The organism is Flagellimonas alginilytica (assembly GCF_042134605.1).
In the GTDB taxonomy this organism is placed as follows: Bacteria; Bacteroidota; Bacteroidia; order Flavobacteriales; family Flavobacteriaceae; genus Flagellimonas; species Flagellimonas alginolytica.
The window spans coordinates 2131841-2151753 of sequence record NZ_CP169638.1 but is presented as its reverse complement, the minus strand read 5'-3'; the positions used below and the strand labels follow the sequence as shown (position 1 = coordinate 2151753).

The window sequence follows — 19913 nt, the reverse complement described above, 5'->3', positions numbered from 1 at the left end:
AAGGTTCAACACTCCCGCATATAATAATATGACATCACTTAAAAAATTCCTGAGATCTAAAGATTATATTAAAATCCCCTTGACATTTACGCAAACCAATCATTTTGAGCTTACGGCCAGCATTAATGGTGTTACAGGCAAATTTATTTTGGATACCGGTGCCTCCAACACTTGTGTTGGAATGGATAAAATCGAGTTTTTTGAAATGATTTCGGAAGCTACCGATATTAAGGCAGCGGGAGCCGGGGCCACAGAAATGGAAACTTTGATATCCTCCAGCAACAAAATACAGATCGGGGAGTGGACAAAGAAAAAACAGAAGGTAGTTGTGTTCGATCTTTCACATGTGAACCATGCACTGCTTGCACATAATGCATTGCCCGTAGACGGAATTATCGGGGCGGACATCCTTAAAAAAGGCAAGGCCATAATCGATTACAACAAAAAATGCCTCTACTTAAAAAAGTAAAGGCATTTGCAAGTTCGAGCAATACAAGGCCCTTCGACTATACTCAGGGCACTTGACTCTCTTTATATTATAGTTCCAACGCTTTTTTCACGTTGCCGTCCATCAATAATTCTTCCGGGCTTTCCAACGCTTCTTTTACCGCAACCAAGAAACCAACGGATTCTTTTCCATCGATAATCCTATGGTCGTAAGAAAGTGCTACATACATAACCGGGGCTATGGCAATGGCACCATCCCTAACAATGGCACGTTCCACAATATTGTGCATTCCTAAAATGGCACTCTGTGGAGGATTAATGATCGGGGTAGACAACATGGAACCAAAAACACCTCCATTGGTAATGGTAAAGGTACCTCCTGTCATCTCGTCTACTGTAATCTCCCCTTCCCTTGCTCTTATCGCCAAACGTTTAACTTCGGATTCAACACCACGGAACGTAAGATTTTCTGCATTTCTGATTACCGGAACCATCAACCCTTTTGGCCCCGAAACTGCTATACTGATATCGCAGAAATCGTAAGAGATCATTTCTTTTCCATCGATCATGGAGTTTACCGCAGGATACATTTGCAATGCACGGATAACGGCCTTGGTAAAGAAAGACATAAACCCAAGACTAACCCCATGTTTCTCCTTGAACTCTTCTTTGTATTGCTTTCGCAGTTCGAAGATTGCCGTCATGTCCACCTCGTTAAAGGTAGTCAACATGGCAGTCTCATTTTTGGCAGCTACCAAACGTTCGGCAACTTTTCTGCGCAACATGGACAACTTGGAACGGCTTTCCCCACGGCTTCCACCTGTTGGCGTACCCATGGAGGCCTTGGCTTTTACCGCATCGTCTTTTGTGATGCGGCCATCTCTTCCACTACCGGAAACAGATGATGGCTCGATTCCTTTTTCGTCCAATATTTTTTTGGCCGCTGGAGACGGGGTCCCAGAAGCATATGTATCTTTCTTGGGTTCCTCTGCTTTGGCAGCCTCCTTTTTTGGTTCTTCTTTCTTCGGCTCTTCTTTTTTGGCCGATGACCCTGCGCCTTCTGGTTTTTCCGCACTGGTATCGATAAGGCAAACGACCTCACCTACCGCTACGGCATCGCCTACCTCAGCTTTTAGGGTAATAATTCCGCTCTCCTCTGCAGGAAGCTCCAATGTTGCCTTGTCCGAATCTACCTCGGCTATGGCCTGGTCCTTCTCTACATAGTCTCCATCCTCTACCAACCACTCGGCGATTTCTACCTCTGTAATGGATTCCCCTGGTGAGGGAACTTTCATTTCTAAAACCATTCTATTATAGTTTATACTTGAATTATCTTATTAACATATTGTCCTTACTCTTATCGAACACATAGTCCAATACTTGGGCATGTCGTCTCTTGGAACGAACTGCACTACCTGCTGCCGGCGCACCGTAAAACCTACGTGATGCCACCCTAAATTGTTTGGCCTCGTCCAAATGCATTAACATATGGCTCCAGGCACCCATATTTCTTGGCTCTTCCTGTGCCCAAACAATATCGTCGGCGTTCTTGTACTTTTTGATTATGGCCCGCATTTGCTTTGCCGGCAACGGGAACAATTGTTCCACCCTTACCAAAGCTACATCATCTCGACCAAGTTCCTCTTTTTTCTCCAAAAGATCATAGTAAAATTTACCGGTACAAAATACCAAGCTTTTTACTTTGGCCGCTTTTGCTTCGGCATCATCAATGACCATTTGAAAACTGCCGTTGGCCATTTCTTCTTTGGTGGACATTACTTTTGGATGTCTTAGCAAGCTCTTTGGGGTAAATACCACCAAAGGTTTGCGGAAATTGGCTTTCATTTGTCTACGGAACAAGTGGAACAGGTTGGCAGGTGTGGTTACATCCGCCACGAACATGTTGTCCTTGGCACACAATTGCAGGTATCTTTCCATACGGGCAGACGAGTGCTCGGCGCCTTGCCCTTCGTAACCGTGCGGTAACAACAGGACCAATCCATTCTGCAACTTCCATTTATCTTCTGCGGATGACAAATATTGATCAATAATGATTTGGGCCCCGTTACTGAAGTCACCAAACTGGGCTTCCCAAATGGTCAACGTTTTTGGACTTGCCATAGCGTAACCATAATCAAACCCCATCACGGCGTATTCCGATAGCAGCGAATTATAGATATGGAACTTTCCGTTTTGGTTTTCGCCCATCTCGTTCAGCAAGACCACTTCCTCCTCGTGCATTTCTGTTTTGATGACAGCATGCCTATGGGAAAAGGTTCCCCTCTCGACATCTTGACCTGTCATCCTTACATCGTACCCTTCTTCCAGTAATGATCCATAGGCCAATAGTTCGCCCATGGCCCAATCGAGTTTGTTGTCCTCAAAATACATTTTATGACGACCTTCTACCAGTCGAACCAATTTCCTTAGGAACTTTTTATCTTCTGGAAGCTTTGTGATGCTCTGTGCAATCTGATCCATCTTTTTAAGATCATATGTGGTATCCATAGGTTTTAGCATTACCTCTTCGGTAACTTGCTCAAAGCCTTCCCACTCATCTTGCATAAAAGGTGTTATCCTGGTTTTTTCAATTTTACGGGAGTCCAAAAGATCTTCTTCGAGATCGTTTTTATATTTCTCCTCCAAATCCTTCACATAATTCTCATCGATGATACCCTCCGCAATCAATTTAGCAGCATAGATATCTCTAGGGTTATCGTGTTTGGAAATGGATTTGTACAATAAGGGCTGGGTAAATTTGGGTTCGTCGCCTTCGTTGTGCCCATATTTTCTGTACCCCAATAAATCCAAGAAAATATCGCGTTTGTAACGCATTCTATACTCTAGGGCAAATGTTGTGGCATGCACTACCGCTTCGGCATCATCGGCATTTACATGCAGTACGGGCGACAGGGTCACTTTCCCCACATCGGTACAGTAGGTAGAGGACCTTGCATCCAAATAATTGGTGGTAAACCCGATCTGGTTGTTCACTACAATGTGGATGGTACCTCCTGTGGTATAACCGTCCAACCGCGCCATTTGGATTACTTCGTACACGACGCCCTGTCCAGCGAATGCGGCATCTCCGTGAATTAAAATCGGTAATACTTCAGATATATTATCTCCGTGGTCACGGTCTTGTTTTGCCCTTGAGATTCCCTCCACGATGGAGTTAACGGTTTCCAAATGTGATGGGTTCGGGGCAATGTTCATGTTCACTATTTTCCCTGAATCGGTTTCTCGCGTAGAGGTCCAACCCAAGTGATACTTTACGTCGCCATCGAATATGGTTTCTTCGTAGTCCTTACCGTCGAACTCGCTGAAGATATCTTTGGGCGATTTTCCGAAAATGTTGGTCAAAACGTTCAAGCGCCCTCTATGGGCCATGCCTACGACAAACTGTTTTACGCCCTGGTCTGCAGCTTTTTCCACGATTACGTCCAAAGCGGGGATTAAAGATTCCCCACCTTCCAGCGAAAATCGTTTCTGGCCTACATATTTAGTATGCAAAAAGCTTTCGAAGGAAACCGCTTCGTTAAGCTTTCTGAGTATGTTTTTCTTTTCTTCGGGAGTAAAATTGGGGTGATTGTCGTTCTTGTTCAACCAATCTTGAATCCATTGAATACGTTCCGGGGTTCGGATGTACATATACTCCACACCGATCGCATCGCAATAAATGCTCTCCAAATGGGCAATTATGTTCTTTAGAGACGATGGCCCTATGCCCAAAATTTTTCCGGCATCGAAAACGGTACCCAAGTCTTCCTGTGAAAGTCCAAAATTGGACAATTCCAAAGTTGGCTCATATTTTCTTCTTTCCCTTACCGGGTTTGTTTTGGTAAAAAGATGTCCGCGAGAGCGATAACCATCGATCAAGCGAATAACCTGGAACTCCTTTTGCAAGGTTTCGGGCATCTCGACTTTCCTTCCATTGGCAAGCACGACCATTCCACCTTTTTCGGATTCCACCCCCAAATCTTCGGCGGCGTTTTCCAAACCAAAATCAAATCCTTGAAAAAAAGCCCTCCAACTGGGCTCTACACTATCGGGATTCGTTAGATATCTATCGTATTGCTCCGCAAAAAATGAAGTATGCGCAGCGTTTAAAAAAGAATATTTGTCCATTCCTTATGTTTCTCCAAATATTTATGGAAAATTTTAGTCAAAAATACGGGTTTTAGCATTTATATGCTTGCAATCCATTTAATTTCTTATTCAAATTTACAACTATATTACAGATTGGTCATGATAGCGATAAAAATGAAATTTTTAGAAAGAGTTACGTACCGAAACTGAAAATAATATATACTGAACCATTGGTTAGGTCGGAAAAAATTGCGTCAACTTAAAATTGCACTCTTGTTTCGATGGGATTTACGATTTTTGAAGATTAACTACTGTACTTGGTCTTGTACCAAACCTTTTGCCACTCCCTCTTCAACAATAAAAAAGATACCTCAGCAGAGATATCGACCGCATCGGTTGCATCTATATTCTTGACTTGGTTTTCTGGTATATCCACTACATACAACAAATTGAGATAGTCGGGAAATTTTTCGACGATCAGGTAATACACCTTTTCATGTATGGTACTCTTGAGCTCTTTTGGGGTTATATCCACGGGAATATTGATTGGCACATTGGCCAAATCAAAATCCTTTTTTAGCTGTTGCAACAATTTCGGGTACAGGTCTTCTTTACGAACACCTTCCAGCAACTCTAAACTGTTATTGTATTTAGGGAACATACATGATGTACGTGAAAAATGATGCTTTGGGATTTCCGTTTACCTACTTCTAACGTTTTTTTCCCATTCCCATGCCGATTCCATAGCTTCATCCAGAGTGGATATGGCTTTCCAACCCAAAACTTTATTTGCTTTTGTAGTATCCGCATATGCTTGGACAACATCGCCAGGACGTCTATCCACTATCTTATAATTTAATTTTTGTCCGGAAACTCGTTCAAAGCTCCGGATAACTTCCAAAACCGAACTTCCTTTGCCAGTACCTAAATTAAAAACTTCATAGTTAGCTTCGTTTTTATCCTTTAACAAACGTTGCAATGCAGCTACGTGGGCCTTTGCCAAGTCCACTACATGGATATAATCCCTTATACAGGTTCCGTCTTCCGTAGGATAGTCGTCTCCAAATACAGAAAGTTGTTCTCGCAGCCCCATACCGGTCTGTGTAATAAAAGGCACTAAATTTTGAGGTACTCCTATGGGCAGCTCCCCTATTTTACCGGACGCATGGGCTCCGATCGGGTTAAAGTACCGCAATGCAATAGCTTTTAATTGCGGATTGACCTTACAACTATCTTTAATGATTTCCTCCCCTACCTGTTTTGTATTGCCGTACGGTGATTCGGCTGGTTTTACCGGGGCCGCTTCGGTTATTGGCATTTGGTCTGCCTGACCGTAAACGGTGCACGAGCTGCTAAATATAAAATTGGCACGCTGCTTTTTCTTTAATTCTTGAAGTATGTAGACCAAGACCCCAAGATTGTTCTCGTAATACAACAAGGGTTTTTCCACGCTCTCTCCTACTGCTTTGGATGCTGCAAAATGTATTACACCTGCAACATCCTGATATTTTTGAAAGAAGGATTCCACTTTTGGTTTTTCGCGAAGATCGAATTCTTCAAAAATGGGACGTTTGTCGGTGATGGCCTCAATACCGTCCAAAACATCCAACGATGAATTGGAAAGATTGTCCACAACAACCACTTCAAACCCTTCATTTTGTAATTCCACTACGGTGTGGGAACCAATAAATCCCAAACCACCGGTCACAAGTATTTTCATTTTATGAATTTACGAAGTCAATGACCAATTTGGCAATAAAATCAATTTGCTCATCATCCAGTTCGGTATGCATAGGAAGGGAAATCACCTCGTTCACCAATTGATTGGTTACAGGGAAATCGTTTTCCCTATATCGCTCATCCAGATAGGCTTTTTGCCTATGTAGTGGAACTGGGTAATATACACCACATGGAACGCTGTTATCGTTTAAATGTTGTACCAGACCATCTCGTTTGCCATTGGTTATCCGCAACGTGTACTGATGGAACACATGGCAATCGCATACACTTTTTTGGATTTCACAGCCGCACGAAATTTTTGGAACCACTATATGTTCCTGTCCTGCGAATGCCTTGGAGTATTTTGCTGCTGCCTCCCAGCGTTTTTGGTTGTAATGATCCAATTTAGGTAGTTTGGCCCTTAAAACTGCCGCCTGTATGGAATCCAGTCTTGAATTTACCCCGACCACATCGTGGTAATACCGTTTGTACATTCCATGGTTCACAATACCTCGAATGGTATGTGCCAGTTCATCGTTGTTGGTAAAAATAGCCCCACCATCGCCATAACAGCCCAAGTTTTTTGATGGGAAGAAAGAAGTTGCCCCAACATGCCCAATGGTCCCTGCTTTTTGTTTGGAACCATCTTTCGAATAATATGAACCACCAATGGCTTGCGCATTATCTTCTATTACATACAAATTATGTTTTTGGGCCAACTCCATAATTTCGTCCATATTGGCACATTGACCGAACAAATGCACAGGCACTATAGCTTTGGTTTTTAGAGTTATGGCTTTTTCAATGGCCTCAATATTTATATTGAAGGTATCCAAATCAACATCTACCAAAACAGGAGTCAATTGCAACAACCCGATTACCTCCACTGTGGCCGCAAAAGTAAAATCCGCGGTAATCACCTCATCACCTGGCTCTAACCCAAGACCCATCATACATATTTGAAGCGCATCTGTTCCGTTGGCACATGGGATTACGTGCCTAACACCCAAATACGCTTCCAACTCGCTCTGGAAAGCCTGCACATGGGGTCCGTTTATAAATGCAGAGGATTCCAAGATTTCTGCTATGGCTTCGTTGACCTCGGTCTTTATACCTTCATATTGACCTTTTAGGTCAACCATTTGAATTTTTTTCATCCTACGTAAATTGATATGTCAAAATTAAGAAATTAAGATGCCATAATGCTACCTAAGCGAAAGAATGTATTTTAGCAAAAAATGGTGCCTTTGCGTTTCTTTTACAACATTCTGGTGTATACAACTTGGCTTGTTCTTCAACCGATCGCCCTTTTTAATAAAAAGATCAAATTATTTGTACAGGGCAGAAAAAAGACCTTTTCCATTTTGGAGAAGTGTCTTGACCTTAAAAAAAAATCTATCTGGATGCACGTTGCCTCCCTTGGCGAATTTGAACAAGGGTTGCCGATTTTGGAAAAATTGAGAACAAAATATCCCGAGCACCAAATTGTCCTCACTTTTTTTTCCCCTTCCGGATATGAAATAAAGAAAAATACAACAGTTGCCGATGTGGTTGTTTATTTACCAATGGACACCAATGCCAATGTAAAACGATTCCTGAACCTAATTCATCCAGAATTTGCCATTTTTGTAAAGTATGAAGTATGGCCCAATTACCTGTTCCATTTACACAACAAAAACATTCCTGTTTATTTGATTTCGGCGATCTTTTCCAAACGACAGATCTATTTTAGACCCTACGGTGGGTTTATGCGGAAAAGTTTGGGCAAGTTCGAACACTTTTTTGTGCAGGATGAGAATTCAAAAAAACTATTGACCGCCATTGGCTTTCCAAATTCAACCATTAGTGGTGACACGCGATTGGATCGGGTTTCGGAAATTTTGAAGCGGGACAATCGGTTGGGTTTTATGGATCGCTTTAAGGCAAACCATTTATGTGTAGTGGCAGGTAGCACATGGCCCGAAGATGAGGAAATCCTGATCGAATACATTAACGAGACACAGGGGCAAGTAAAATTTGTGGTTGCACCACACGAAATAAAAAAACCACATGTGGACAAAATCATCTCCGCCCTTACCAAAAAAACTGTGCTTTACTCGGAATTGGGGAATACAGATCTAACGGAGTTCGATGTGCTTATCGTGGACACAATCGGCTTATTGACCAAAATTTACAGCTACGCCAATATTGCCTATGTAGGGGGTGGCTTTGCCACAGGATTGCACAACACCATGGAGCCTGCTGTTTTTGGTGTGCCCATAATAATCGGACCACGATATAAGGGGTTCAAAGAAGCAGAAGATCTTGTTTTTGCAGGAGGCATTGTTCCGATTGCCGACAAAAACAGTTTTTTTAGTTTGATGGATGATCTGATCCACGACCCAAATACCATAAAAAGCATAGGTGCCATCAACTCCGATTACATAAAATCCAACAAGGGCGCCACCGATTTGATTATGGAGCAACTTCAGAATATTTAAATTTTGGTTAGCTTTAGCGAAAGTCATTATCCATGGACAAGCGTATTTTTAGAATTTCATTGACCGCGGCCCTCGCGGGGTTTTTGTTTGGTTTTGATACTGTTGTTATTTCCGGTGCCAACCAACCCATTAAAGAAATCTGGGACACCAATTGGTTCTTGGGAGATTCCATTTTTACCTTCCACGGTATATTTATCATGTCCATGGCGCTTTGGGGAACGGTATTGGGTGCACTTTTTGGAGGGTTGCCCACGGATCTTTTGGGCCGCAAGAAAACCTTGTTCTGGATCGGCGTGCTCTACTTTGTTTCGGCTATTGGCTCTGCATTTGCTCCAGAAGCTTACACTTTTTCGGTTTTTAGGTTTATTGGTGGCATTGGGGTTGGCGCCTCTTCCGTGGCCGCTCCAGTTTACATTTCGGAAATTTCTACTCCCCAGACCAGGGGCAGATTAACGGCGATGTACCAATTTAATATTGTTTTTGGCATTTTGGTCGCTTTTATCTCCAACTATCTGATCGGAATACTCTTTGACGAGAATATTGCCTGGCGCTGGATGTTGGGCATTGAAGGACTTCCTGCCCTTATCTATACCCTTATGGTGTTCAACATACCCAATAGTCCACGATGGCTGTTGCTTAAAAACCGTAGTGATGCCATTGTTAAAGAGTCCATTGTTCTTTTGGGAACAGCCCAGGAAAAGGCAACCGTATATTTGGAAGAGATAAAAATCGCCATATACGAGGCCAAGGAAAAAAACAGCGACAGTTTATTCTCGGGAAAATACAACCGTCCCCTGGTATTGGCTTTTTTGATTGCATTTTTTAATCAACTCTCGGGCATCAATTTTGTTTTGTATTACGCCCCCGAAATATTGGAGCGTGCCGGATTGGCTTCCGGCGAGTCACTCTTTAGTTCCATATCCATTGGGGTGATCAATTTGATTTTCACTTTTGTGGGTATTTCTTTGATCGATAAACTCGGCAGAAAGCAACTCATGTATATAGGTTCCATTGGCTATATTATAAGTTTGGCCATGGTTGGCTGGTGTTTTTATTCCGGAGCAAGTTCGGTATTGCTGCTTACTTTTATCTTGGTGTTTATTGCTTCTCATGCTGTTGGTCAGGGTGCGGTGGTATGGGTATTTATCTCGGAGATTTTTCCCAATAAGGTCCGTTCCTACGGACAGTCCTGGGGTACGAGTACCCATTGGGTTTTTGCGGCATTGATCACTTTGCTCACCCCTACTTTTTTGGATGCAGAAATAGGTATTTTTAAAGAAAACCCGTGGCCGATCTTTATCTTCTTCGCCTTTATGATGGTCCTGCAATTATTATGGGTAATTTTTATGATGCCGGAAACCAAAGGGATAACGCTGGAGGATTTGGCCAAACTGCTCAGTAAAAAACAAAAAGAGACGGATTGATCGGTTAACAGTATATACTAAAAAGCTGTCCGTTAGTCGAATAGTGCACCAACATCTATAGTAAATGCGCAAATATTTCCGTAAATTGAAGGAAATTACACTATTATGGCAAATGAAATTAGCATAGGGAACAAACTCATGGTGGGCTTTTTGCGAATCATGGTTTTTGTTTTGATCGTGATATTAATATCCATTCCCGTTTTGATTCTTTTGGATATGCTGGGCGTACTGGAAGCAATCGGTCTATCTTCCTAAAAAATTACATCGTGTTCTCCCATTGATTTTGTAACCACTTTTATGTAGGTATCTATGGCTTTGTTGACGTTGGCAGGCTCGGTTACATCCACTTCTCCCCTCCAAATCAACTCTATTTCCTTTCCTACGCAGATACAGTAGAGCGATGTCTCCGAATGATAAATGTTGAATGTCTCGTAATATTCGGGATCATAATATATTTCTTGGTGTTCCAGATAGTCATTGGTAAACCTCATGAACATTTTGTCCACATCGTTAATATGCTCTTTAAATGTTCTTCTATTTTCGGTACCCACCACTTTGCTCACCAAAATGGCATCGAATCCTTTGTCCAACAATTGTTGTTCCACCTCTTCCAATTCCTTTTCGGTTCTTTTGACAGATGTAAACTCTACATCAAAAAGATCAATACTGCGCACGGCGTCCACTCCTTTTTCTTTGAGCACCTCCACAAACTTGGTTTCGTACTCCATTCGGGCACTGTCGTCCTGTATCATCCCCACAACGAGCACCTGGTACGCATCAAATAATACTATATCGGGATTTTTCCAGGTCGAGACCAACCTGGTAGAGGAGCATCCCAAAAGGAGCAACATGCTTATGACTACGATTTTTAATTTCATCATATTGGATTTATGGATTAACGCACAGTATTGATCTCTCTGTTCAATTAATGTGTAGAAAACGTAGCTTGTCTTTTCTCAAGTTGCCTTCTTAAATCCTCGATTGTCTTGGACATGGACTTTTCAAAATCATCGGTATCCGATTTGGCAAAAATTCTAGGGCCTGGGGCACTCAGTTCAATTTCACAAATTTTACCCTCTCCGGATTTATCGTTCTCTGTTTTAAAAAGTACGTTGGCCTTGATCAACCAGTTATATTTATTTTCCAAACTCTCTAGTTTTTTCATTAACAATTCGGTCAATGATTCACTAGTCATCATTTTTTGATATTGAACATGTACTTCCATGATTATTGTTTTGATTATATTCAAATCTAGTATTACTATGCATAAAATTTAATGACAATTGTCAGTTTAAGAACCATCAATTTATCACATAGAGAAAGGTTGTCCGGTACTTTGTAGTACGGAAAACCAGAACTCACCTTCCAAGTCTATCTTTTTTCTTTTCTTGGTTACTTCGGATATGGGCACGTAAACATAATTGTTATTTACCCTACTGGCCACAAACTTGGTTTTACCGGCCATTGCGCCATGTACTGCATGGTAGGCCAATCGACTGCAAAAAACGCTATCGCTGGAGTTGGCCGGTGCACACCTAACTATATAACTTGGGTCTATGTATTTTATGGTAACCGGGATTTTATCTTTAAAATACTCTGTAATTTTTTCTTTTAGGAAAACACCGATATCCTCATGCTGTATGTTTCCGGAGGCATCCTTTACAATGGTCTTCTCCGTAAAGAGCTGTTGCCCGGCTCCTTCGGCGACAACAATTACAGCGTGCTTTTTTTTCTGCAAGCGTTTTTCCAAAACATTGAGGAAACCTCCTTCACCATCGAGTTTAAAATCCATTTCTGGCACCAGTACAAAGTTTACCACGGGCATGGCCAAGGCTGCCGAAGCAGCAATAAAACCACTATCCCTTCCCATTAATTTAATAATGGATATTCCGTTATAGGCCCCGGTTGCTTCGTTGTGGGCATCTCGTAAAATGGGACTGGCCACATCAAAAGCGGTTTCAAAACCAAAAGATTCGTCGATAAGGTCTATATCATTGTCTATGGTCTTGGGAATCCCGACCACGCTTATTTTAGCGTTTCTTTTGGAGATTTCCTCGCCCAGCGCGTTTACACCTTTCAGGGTACCGTCTCCCCCAATGGCAAAGAGCATATCTATTTGGTTGGCCTCCAAGGTGTCCACCATAACGGAAACGTCTTGCCCACCCCTAGATGAACCTAAAAATGTACCCCCAAATTGATGGATGTCCTTAACCTTATCTGGGGTCAATTCCGTGAGCTTATGTCCTTTTTCGGGATTTAGGCCTTCGTACCCATACGGCACGCCCAGAATTTTTTTCACCCCATAAAAATAATGTAGGGCCATAACCAATCCCCGGATCACGTTGTTTATGCCCGGGCACAACCCACCACAGGTTACAATGGCTGCTGTGGCGTTTTCGGCATCGAAAAAAATGTCTTGCCTAGGTCCGGCCTTTTCCAAACAAACCGGCTGCACGCCATCGGTCAAACATTGGTTGTAATGTTCCATGGACAGGTCAAAGATCAACCTATTCGATTCGCTTACAAAATTGAATATTTGGTCTCCTTCTACGGTACTAAGTTTTAGGGGCGACCTATATTGGGGCGCCCCTAAATTTTCTATGTTAAATCTATCAGTATTGTCCACTAGTTAAAATTTCATGGTCCTATAAATGCTCTCCCAAACTGTGGTGAGAGTCGATCAGTGGCCCTCCATTTAAAATTTCTTCGGATGCCTCACTGGCAAATTTATCGAAATTGATATGGAACGAATGTGCCAATTGTATCGCCTTGCTAACATATGCTCCTTTTTGCAACCAAGTGTTCATTGGATCCAAAATCTCGGTCGGAACTCCTGGACAATACTTGGGCATGTTCAATCCAAAAATTGGATGGGTATCAAACTCCACATCGTCCAATTTACCTTCAAGTATTGCAGAGATCATGGCTCTTGTGTACTTTAATTTTATCCTAGACCCTACCCCGTAAGGTCCACCGCTCCATCCTGTGTTTATCAACCAAACATTTACACCGGCTTCCTTCATTTTATTGCTCAGCATTTCTGCATAAACGGCAGGGTGAAGTGGCATAAACGGCTCTCCAAAACATGCGGAGAACGATGGTACCGGCTCTGTAATACCTGCTTCGGTCCCGGCTACTTTTGCGGTATATCCAGAAATAAAGTGGTATGCGGCCTGACCTGGGGTCAGTTTGGATACCGGAGGCAATACCCCGAACGCATCACAAGTTAAGAAAAAGATATTTGTAGGATTGGAAGCGTAAGATGGTGTTTGGATATTGTCTATATGATCAATAGGATAGCTTACCCTGGTGTTCTGCGTGATGCTGCTATCAAAAAAGTCAACTTCTTTGGTACCCTCTTTAAAGACCACATTTTCCAAAAGCGCCCCTGGGCGGATGGCCCTGTAAATATCCGGCTCTTTTTCTTCGGTAAGGTCGATTACTTTGGCATAGCAACCTCCTTCAAAATTGAAGATTGTATTTTCCTTTGTCCAACCATGCTCATCATCACCGATCAATTTCCGGTCTGGATCAGCGGACAAGGTGGTTTTTCCCGTTCCGGACAGTCCAAAGAAAATCGCGGTATCCCCACCTTCTCCCACATTAGCGGAACAGTGCATTGGAAGCACTTCTTTTTCGGTCGGAAGAATAAGGTTCAGTGCAGAGAATATCCCTTTTTTCATTTCGCCCGTATACGCGGAACCGGCCACCAAGGCAATTTTTCTGGTAAAGTTCAAAATGGAGAAGTTTCCACTGATGATCCCAAAGTCTTTAGGGTTTGAAGCTTCATAACCTGGGGCGCAAAGTACCAACCATTCTTCCTCAAAATTATCCAATTCACTTTCGTCCAGCCTTAAGAACATATTTTTGATGAAGTAGTTGGACCACGGATATTCCGTTACCGTTCTTACATTCATTTTATATTTTGGATCGGCACAAACGGCTGCATCCCGCACATAAACTTCTTTTCCTTCGAGATAAGTGGTCACCTCATCGTATAACTTGTCGAAATTTTCCGGAGAAATAGGCTTGTTGATCCGTCCCCACCAAATTTTGTCCTTGGTATAATCGTCCTTAACCAAAAAACGATCTTTGGGCGAACGACCGGTAAACTTGCCAGTATTTACACAGAGAGTTCCATTATCGGTCTCTACTCCCATGTTTTTTTCTACTGTGATCTTCTGTAAAGTTTCGGCGTCGAGGTTCCATTGTGCCCGGACGTTTTTTAATCCATACTTACTTAGGTCTTTTGTTGTGCTCATATCTGCTGTATTTAATTGTTAGAAGCTCCATATCCATGGAACCAATATTAGTGTTGCGATAAAGAAAAATAGTAGCAAAGGGCCTCCTACTTTTACGTAATCCATAAATTTATATCCGCCCGCCGCCATTACCATTGCATTGGTAGTGGTGCCCACGGGCGTCAAAAATGCGGTAGATGCGCTCACGGCCACTGCGATCATAAATGGTTTTGGGGAAACCCCTAATGTCATCGACGCCATTATGGCTATCGGAGCCATTAAAACTGCGGTCGCTGAGTTGTTTATGGTTTGGCTAAAAGCCGCAGTCAATAGAAAAATACCTGCCAATAAGGCCACTGGGTGTATGCTCCCCAATGTGTTCACCAAACTATTGGCGGCCAATTGCGCAACCCCAGTTTTTTGCAATGCCAATCCCATGGGAATCATTGCTGCTATCATCACTACGCTGGTCCAGCTGATCCCTTTGTACGCTTTGGAAATGGGCACACATCCGGTCAGCATCATAATTCCGGCACAAATCAGTGCTGCTATGGCTCCTGGCAATATTTTAAACACCAAAAGGAGAATCATCAGGACCAAGGTCCCCATAGCAATATAGCTCCTTGTAGTGAGCTGGTCCACATTTTTGGCCAGTGCTTCGGGGCTTCCGGATATTACCAGGTTCTCGTACATGGATTTCAGGGATATTATGTTTTCCCACTGTCCACGAATAACGAACGCATCCCCCGCTTTAATTTTAATTTTGCCGGTCAATGTGGCATTATCCCTAGAAACCGCCAGTAGTTGTACTCCTGCCTGGCGCAAATAATGCCCCAGATTAATGGTCTTCCCTACGAATACCGATTTAGGTGTAATGATCATTTCCGCCATACCCACTTCTTGGTTGATCAGTTCCTTTTTGAGCATATCGGTTTCGGGCTTGGTAGGTATTACCCCCAAGTGAAACTTTAGGACGAGTTTGTCCACATCCTCTGGCTCTCCTTTTACGGTGATTATATCGTGATACCGCATTTCCGTGTCCAGTCCGGGCATCTCCACAAATTGCGGTATTCTCTGCAATTTATTGGGATGTCTTCGTTTTAAACGCATTACGGAAACCTTGTGCTCCCCTTCAAAGTTCCAATCCCCTATTTTTGTGTTGATCAATTGCGACATTGACCGGATCCTAAGTCGATACAAGTTATCCCCAATGCTATAATTTTCGATCCATTTATGCATCTCTTGATCAATGGCCACGGGTTTATTTTTGGTTCTATGGGACGGAAGCAACCTGTACCCTATGTACCTAAAATATAGCACCGAAATAATAAGTAAGGGCACTCCTATCAAGCCAAATTCAAAGAACGAAAATCCGGTAAATCCATTTTCCACCAAGGCATTGCTCACTATAATGTTGGGAGGCGTACCCGTTAACGTCAGTAATCCACCCGTATTGGAGCCGAATGCGACAGGGATCAATAGTTTAGAGGGTAAGGTCCCGGCATTCCAAGCTGCGGTTACACTTACCGGGAGCAATGCGGCAACCGTTCCTGTATTACTTACAAAACCGGACAACAAACTGGAGCCTAGAGTTACTATTACCAGTAAGCGGGAGATGTTCCGCCTTGCCCACTTCACAAAAAACTGTCCGGCCATGGCGGTCCAACCGGTTCTGGACAGCCCTTCACCAATTATAAAAAGGGCCGCGATCATAATTACGGTCGGGTTGCTAAATCCGGTCAATGTCTCACCCAGGTCCAAAATTCCTGTAAGATAAAGTGCCAACATGGCCATTAGCGCAACAACATCGGGAGGAAATTTCCCCCATATAAACAGTAAAATGGTAATTCCTAAAATTAATAGCAGTGGCAGCATGCTCAAAGGTGTAGGGTTAATCCAAAGTCAGTACCGGTATCTCCGAATGAAGGGTCAACAGTTTTGTTAACCTACCTTCGGAAGGGGTACTTTTTTCGGTGTGATTTCGTGGCAATATGGTCAATAGGTCAATATTTTTCTCGTTGATGTAATCCAAGATTCCTTGTTCCACGTCTTGATTTTTACTAAATGAATGCTCTTCATAAAAATGTTCCAAGTAATATTCCAACAGGTTTTCGTTAGATTCTTTGACCGCCTCCTCGTCATACACGGAATCCTTGTAAATTGTCAATACATGTACCTTGGCATTAAAAGATCTTGCAATCTCGAGTAGGGTCTCCAAAACCGACTTATCATCAATTTTTTCTCCTCCCAAAACCAAGGCGATCGATTTTGGCTCTTTGATACTGGTTCCGTAGGGCACGGATATTACGGGGCAGTTCGCATCCAAAACAAGCTTGGATGTATTGGTTATGGCTTCATCCGTAATTTTATCGCCCATTGTGCCCATCATGATCAAATCTGCGCCACTTTCTTCTTGCGTGGCCAAAATGGTTTTTACTACACTTCCGGTTTTTGTAATAAATTCCGGGGCCACTTTAAGCCTCACATTGAACGAATCCAATAGTTTTACAAAATCGCTCCCCAACTTGTCGCTATCGGCCTCTGTAATGGGCATAGCACCCACATAAAGTCCCATGATCCCAATGGAACGATCAGGTCCTACAAAGTTGACCACGTATTCCAAAGCATTTACGGATGCCTCGGAAAAATCAAAAGGGATCAATATTTTATTTAAACTGCTCATACCTCTGTATTTTTATTGGTTTTAATTCTCTGTTCAAAAGTAGAATCGACCACTGAAGTAAAACATGACAGAAGTCAGGATTTCTATTTTTTCCTTGATATTAGCAAAAAATACACATAGAGTTAAACATAGTATGTTATTATATTGATACCATTATAATTATCTTTAAAACCAAACAAACTAATTGGATTTACACGATGGATTTAGTGATAGGAATTGATATAGGAGGCACCAAAACCAAAATCGGCTTGGTCGATAAATATGGTGAATGCTACGAAAAAACCTTTTTCAGAACCAAGGAATATCCAAATTTGGATTCTTATTTGGATAAGATAAAATCCACTTGTGATCAACTTGTGGAACAATTCGGGGAAGATGCCAATATCATCGGTTGTGGAATCGGGGCGCCCAACGCTTCCAGTAAAAACGGGACCATAGAAAGTGCAAGCAACTTGGCTTGGAAAGGCAGTGTGCCCATTGTAAAACTGTTAAAGCAAAGAATGGATATGCCCATACGTATTATGAACGATGCCAGTGCGGCCGCATTGGGAGAGATGTTGTTCGGTGGCGCAAAAGATATGACCGATTTTATTGTGATAACCCTTGGCACCGGTTTTGGTGCCGGCATTGTTGCCAATGGTCAACTTATAGATGGTTTTGATGGTTTTGCCGGTGAGCTGGGCCATGTAGATATGACCATTGGCGATGGCAGGTTAACCGGACTTGGGGTAAAAGGTGGTCTCGAAGCCTATGTATCCGCTACTGGGCTAAAGCGCACCGTTATGTACATGCAAAGTAAATATATGGTAGAGAGCAGGTTTAGGAACATTGCCTATAACGACCTGCATGGGGAGGATATTACCAAGGCTGCCGAGGAAGGTGACGAAATTGCATTAAAGGCTTTTGATTATACAGCTAGAATAATGGCACAGGCCTTAGCCAATTTTACTGCCTTTACCCAACCAGAAGCTTTTATCCTTATGGGAGGGTTGACCAATAGCGGCAAATGGATCATGACGCCTTTGGAAAAATATTTCAACGGTTTTCTTTTAGATGTTTACAAAGGAAAAGTAAAGCTTATGCACTCCGGTATGCAAGGAAAAACCGCCGCCATTTGTGGTGCAGCGGCCCTGATCTGGGAAAAATCCAATTAGAACACCAAATCCTATACATTTCTTTACGGGAAAGCACCATCTATGACAAGTGTCATACTTTTCCATTTATTTTAATGGAAAACTTTGTGTTCCAACAATCAAAACACCTTGATTATGGAATACGTAAGGTATTGTTTAAGATTGCTTTGTTCCATAGTATTCACAGTTTCACTAACCCAAGATCTTCAGGCCCAAAATTCCAGCGAAAACGATTACGGATCGTGGATATTGCTTTATGGCAATACCAAAATTCATGAAGAATGGAGCGTACCGGTAGTGGGAATTGTTCGGCACCACCATATGTTGGATAAATATGGATTCTTCTTTTTCCGGACCGGGGCTACCTATAAATTGAGCAAAGCTTCCACGATTACCGGTGGTTTTGCCCTACTCAATTCCAACTCTTACCTTGGACCGGACGATGTAAAAAATACCAATCAACTATGGTTATATGCGGAATACAATCTGAATACTTTATACCATACACAAAAAATATCCCATAGGTTCAGGCTGGAGAATAGACGATTGATCAATGTGGATGATCCAAAAGTGAACAATCGAGTGCGATATCGCCTTCAATATGTAAAGCCCATATATAAGGATATCTATTTTAAGGCCTTTAACGAGCTTTTCTTAAACATAAAGGGCGAAACTTTTAATCAGAATAGGGTATTTATAGGATTTGGGCAACAATTGACCCCTAAGATAAAAGTGGACATCGGCTACTTTAATAGAAAATTTAAAAAAAGTAACGAAGACATGATCCGGCTAAGTCTTTCATTCAATATTGACCTTACCAAAAACGATCTCACGCTTAAGACCAACTAAGAACACAACCCGTTCCGGTTCAAATAATTACAAGCGATTCGCAAAGCTGACTTTTATCATATTTTCTAATTTTGAAGAAGTCTACCTTTAACCTAGTTAAATAGTAGAAGTCATGAAACCAAAAAAGAACCCAAACGCCGAAATAGGACGCAATAGCAGTCTTTATTTCATGATAGGACTTACTTCGGTCTTGTTTTTAACATGGCAATCCTTCGAAGTAAAGTTCTATGAAGAGGAATCCAAAGTTTCAGAAGTTGTACAAGTTACAGACGAACTTAAGGAAGATGTACCCGTCACGGAAATACTAAGAACTGCCCCACCACCACCACCGCCATCTGCTCCCGATGTTATCGAGATCGTTGAGGATGTGGAAGAGGTAGAGGAAACTGTAATAACCAGTACCGAGAGCAGCCAAGAAACCTTTATTGAAGACGCTGTTGTTAGGATAGAAGATGTTGATGTTGAAGAGGTAGAGGAAGAAATCGTAGTTCCCTTTGCCGTAATTGAATATGTTCCAGTTTTTCCGGGTTGTGAAATTTACGAAACCCAAGAGGAACGCAAAGAATGCTTTAACCAAAAGGTACAGGAGCACATAAAGGAGAATTTTACCTATCCGCCTTCTGCTTTGGAAATGGGTATTACCGGTAGGGTTTATGTACAGTTTGTAATAGACAATAAAGGAAGGGTCAGCCAAATCCAACAAAGGGGACCGGACAAATTATTGGAAAAAGAGGCTACCCGGATCATAGCTTCCTTGCCACGGGTTAAACCAGGGGAACAAAGAGGAAAAACCGTAAGTGTTAAATACAGTATTCCGATAAACTTTATAATGCAGAACGATTAATGAA

The 19913-nt window shown here is 42.3% G+C and carries 18 protein-coding genes; 7 read left to right on the top strand and 11 right to left on the bottom strand.

Annotation, left to right across the window (positions count from 1 at the left end; translation table 11 throughout):
• Positions 1–28 precede the first annotated feature (28 nt).
• Positions 29–469, top strand: a complete 441-nt coding sequence (locus ABTP35_RS09500; protein ID WP_293296767.1) for a retropepsin-like aspartic protease — start codon at positions 29–31, stop codon at positions 467–469.
• 67 nt (positions 470–536) lie between these two features.
• Here the strand turns inward: ABTP35_RS09500 and odhB are convergent, their stop codons facing one another.
• From odhB to ABTP35_RS09475, 5 genes are all read right to left on the bottom strand, one after another.
• Entirely contained in the window at positions 537–1754 is a 1218-nt protein-coding gene (odhB, locus tag ABTP35_RS09495; protein WP_224835530.1) for a 2-oxoglutarate dehydrogenase complex dihydrolipoyllysine-residue succinyltransferase, read from the bottom strand.
• A 22-nt stretch (positions 1755–1776) separates the two neighbouring features.
• A complete protein-coding gene (locus ABTP35_RS09490) occupies positions 1777–4575 on the bottom strand; it encodes a 2-oxoglutarate dehydrogenase E1 component (protein WP_252078911.1) in 2799 nt (932 codons plus the stop codon).
• A gap of 265 nt (positions 4576–4840) precedes the next feature.
• Complete coding sequence (locus ABTP35_RS09485) at positions 4841–5197, bottom strand: hypothetical protein (RefSeq protein WP_293296769.1); 357 nt, start codon at positions 5195–5197, stop codon at positions 4841–4843.
• A gap of 39 nt (positions 5198–5236) precedes the next feature.
• A complete protein-coding gene (gene galE / locus ABTP35_RS09480) occupies positions 5237–6256 on the bottom strand; it encodes a UDP-glucose 4-epimerase GalE (RefSeq protein ID WP_293296771.1) in 1020 nt (339 codons plus the stop codon).
• 1 nt (position 6257) lies between these two features.
• A complete protein-coding gene (locus ABTP35_RS09475) occupies positions 6258–7412 on the bottom strand; it encodes a DegT/DnrJ/EryC1/StrS family aminotransferase (protein ID WP_293296772.1) in 1155 nt (384 codons plus the stop codon).
• Positions 7413–7493: 81 nt separating this feature from the next.
• Here ABTP35_RS09475 and ABTP35_RS09470 point away from each other — a divergent pair, with 81 nt between their 5' ends.
• From ABTP35_RS09470 to ABTP35_RS09460, 3 genes are all read left to right on the top strand, one after another.
• Positions 7494–8735 carry a glycosyltransferase N-terminal domain-containing protein gene (locus tag ABTP35_RS09470; RefSeq protein WP_293296774.1) on the top strand — a complete coding sequence of 414 codons (1242 nt, stop codon included), beginning with the start codon at positions 7494–7496 and terminating at the stop codon, positions 8733–8735.
• 32 nt (positions 8736–8767) lie between these two features.
• Complete coding sequence (locus ABTP35_RS09465; RefSeq protein WP_293296775.1) at positions 8768–10159, top strand: sugar porter family MFS transporter; 1392 nt, start codon at positions 8768–8770, stop codon at positions 10157–10159.
• Between the two features lie 105 nt (positions 10160–10264).
• Entirely contained in the window at positions 10265–10414 is a 150-nt protein-coding gene (locus ABTP35_RS09460) for a hypothetical protein (protein WP_224835537.1), read from the top strand.
• Here ABTP35_RS09460 and ABTP35_RS09455 read toward each other — a convergent pair.
• From ABTP35_RS09455 to ABTP35_RS09430, 6 genes are all read right to left on the bottom strand, one after another.
• Positions 10411–11040: a hypothetical protein gene (locus ABTP35_RS09455; RefSeq protein WP_252078905.1), complete on the bottom strand. Its 630-nt coding sequence runs from the start codon at positions 11038–11040 to the stop codon at positions 10411–10413. The genes ABTP35_RS09460 and ABTP35_RS09455 overlap by 4 nt on opposite strands.
• Positions 11041–11084: 44 nt before the next feature.
• Complete coding sequence (locus ABTP35_RS09450; protein WP_224835539.1) at positions 11085–11384, bottom strand: HPF/RaiA family ribosome-associated protein; 300 nt, start codon at positions 11382–11384, stop codon at positions 11085–11087.
• An 84-nt stretch (positions 11385–11468) separates the two neighbouring features.
• Complete coding sequence (locus tag ABTP35_RS09445) at positions 11469–12785, bottom strand: ATP-dependent 6-phosphofructokinase (RefSeq protein WP_293296781.1); 1317 nt, start codon at positions 12783–12785, stop codon at positions 11469–11471.
• Between the two features lie 19 nt (positions 12786–12804).
• A complete protein-coding gene (pckA, locus tag ABTP35_RS09440) occupies positions 12805–14421 on the bottom strand; it encodes a phosphoenolpyruvate carboxykinase (ATP) (protein ID WP_293296783.1) in 1617 nt (538 codons plus the stop codon).
• Between the two features lie 18 nt (positions 14422–14439).
• Positions 14440–16275: an SLC13 family permease gene (locus ABTP35_RS09435; RefSeq protein WP_293296785.1), complete on the bottom strand. Its 1836-nt coding sequence runs from the start codon at positions 16273–16275 to the stop codon at positions 14440–14442.
• 16 nt (positions 16276–16291) lie between these two features.
• Positions 16292–17083, bottom strand: coding sequence for a universal stress protein (locus ABTP35_RS09430; RefSeq protein ID WP_224835543.1), 792 nt, complete (start codon positions 17081–17083; stop codon positions 16292–16294).
• Positions 17084–17280: 197 nt separating this feature from the next.
• Here ABTP35_RS09430 and ABTP35_RS09425 point away from each other — a divergent pair, with 197 nt between their 5' ends.
• The 3 genes from ABTP35_RS09425 (at position 17281) to ABTP35_RS09415 (ending at position 19909) form a co-directional block, all read left to right on the top strand.
• Positions 17281–18237 (top strand): ROK family protein, encoded by a 957-nt coding sequence (locus ABTP35_RS09425; RefSeq protein WP_224835544.1) that lies wholly within the window; start codon positions 17281–17283, stop codon positions 18235–18237.
• Positions 18238–18351: 114 nt separating this feature from the next.
• A complete protein-coding gene (locus ABTP35_RS09420) occupies positions 18352–19065 on the top strand; it encodes a DUF2490 domain-containing protein (protein WP_293296787.1) in 714 nt (237 codons plus the stop codon).
• A gap of 112 nt (positions 19066–19177) precedes the next feature.
• Positions 19178–19909 carry an energy transducer TonB gene (locus ABTP35_RS09415; RefSeq protein ID WP_293296789.1) on the top strand — a complete coding sequence of 244 codons (732 nt, stop codon included), beginning with the start codon at positions 19178–19180 and terminating at the stop codon, positions 19907–19909.
• Positions 19910–19913: the final 4 nt, after the last annotated feature.

What these genes read in the sequence shown, in the direction of transcription:
- ABTP35_RS09500 (WP_293296767.1), top strand. Translation starts at nt 29, where the DNA reads ATGACATCACTTAAAAAATTCCTGAGATCTAAAGATTATATTAAAATC.
- odhB (WP_224835530.1), bottom strand. Translation starts at nt 1,754, where the DNA reads ATGGTTTTAGAAATGAAAGTTCCCTCACCAGGGGAATCCATTACAGAG.
- ABTP35_RS09490 (WP_252078911.1), bottom strand. Translation starts at nt 4,575, where the DNA reads ATGGACAAATATTCTTTTTTAAACGCTGCGCATACTTCATTTTTTGCG.
- ABTP35_RS09485 (WP_293296769.1), bottom strand. Translation starts at nt 5,197, where the DNA reads ATGTTCCCTAAATACAATAACAGTTTAGAGTTGCTGGAAGGTGTTCGT.
- galE (WP_293296771.1), bottom strand. Translation starts at nt 6,256, where the DNA reads ATGAAAATACTTGTGACCGGTGGTTTGGGATTTATTGGTTCCCACACC.
- ABTP35_RS09475 (WP_293296772.1), bottom strand. Translation starts at nt 7,412, where the DNA reads ATGAAAAAAATTCAAATGGTTGACCTAAAAGGTCAATATGAAGGTATA.
- ABTP35_RS09470 (WP_293296774.1), top strand. Translation starts at nt 7,494, where the DNA reads ATGGTGCCTTTGCGTTTCTTTTACAACATTCTGGTGTATACAACTTGG.
- ABTP35_RS09465 (WP_293296775.1), top strand. Translation starts at nt 8,768, where the DNA reads ATGGACAAGCGTATTTTTAGAATTTCATTGACCGCGGCCCTCGCGGGG.
- ABTP35_RS09460 (WP_224835537.1), top strand. Translation starts at nt 10,265, where the DNA reads ATGGCAAATGAAATTAGCATAGGGAACAAACTCATGGTGGGCTTTTTG.
- ABTP35_RS09455 (WP_252078905.1), bottom strand. Translation starts at nt 11,040, where the DNA reads ATGATGAAATTAAAAATCGTAGTCATAAGCATGTTGCTCCTTTTGGGA.
- ABTP35_RS09450 (WP_224835539.1), bottom strand. Translation starts at nt 11,384, where the DNA reads ATGGAAGTACATGTTCAATATCAAAAAATGATGACTAGTGAATCATTG.
- pckA (WP_293296783.1), bottom strand. Translation starts at nt 14,421, where the DNA reads ATGAGCACAACAAAAGACCTAAGTAAGTATGGATTAAAAAACGTCCGG.
- ABTP35_RS09435 (WP_293296785.1), bottom strand. Translation starts at nt 16,275, where the DNA reads ATGCTGCCACTGCTATTAATTTTAGGAATTACCATTTTACTGTTTATA.
- ABTP35_RS09430 (WP_224835543.1), bottom strand. Translation starts at nt 17,083, where the DNA reads ATGAGCAGTTTAAATAAAATATTGATCCCTTTTGATTTTTCCGAGGCA.
- ABTP35_RS09425 (WP_224835544.1), top strand. Translation starts at nt 17,281, where the DNA reads ATGGATTTAGTGATAGGAATTGATATAGGAGGCACCAAAACCAAAATC.
- ABTP35_RS09420 (WP_293296787.1), top strand. Translation starts at nt 18,352, where the DNA reads ATGGAATACGTAAGGTATTGTTTAAGATTGCTTTGTTCCATAGTATTC.
- ABTP35_RS09415 (WP_293296789.1), top strand. Translation starts at nt 19,178, where the DNA reads ATGAAACCAAAAAAGAACCCAAACGCCGAAATAGGACGCAATAGCAGT.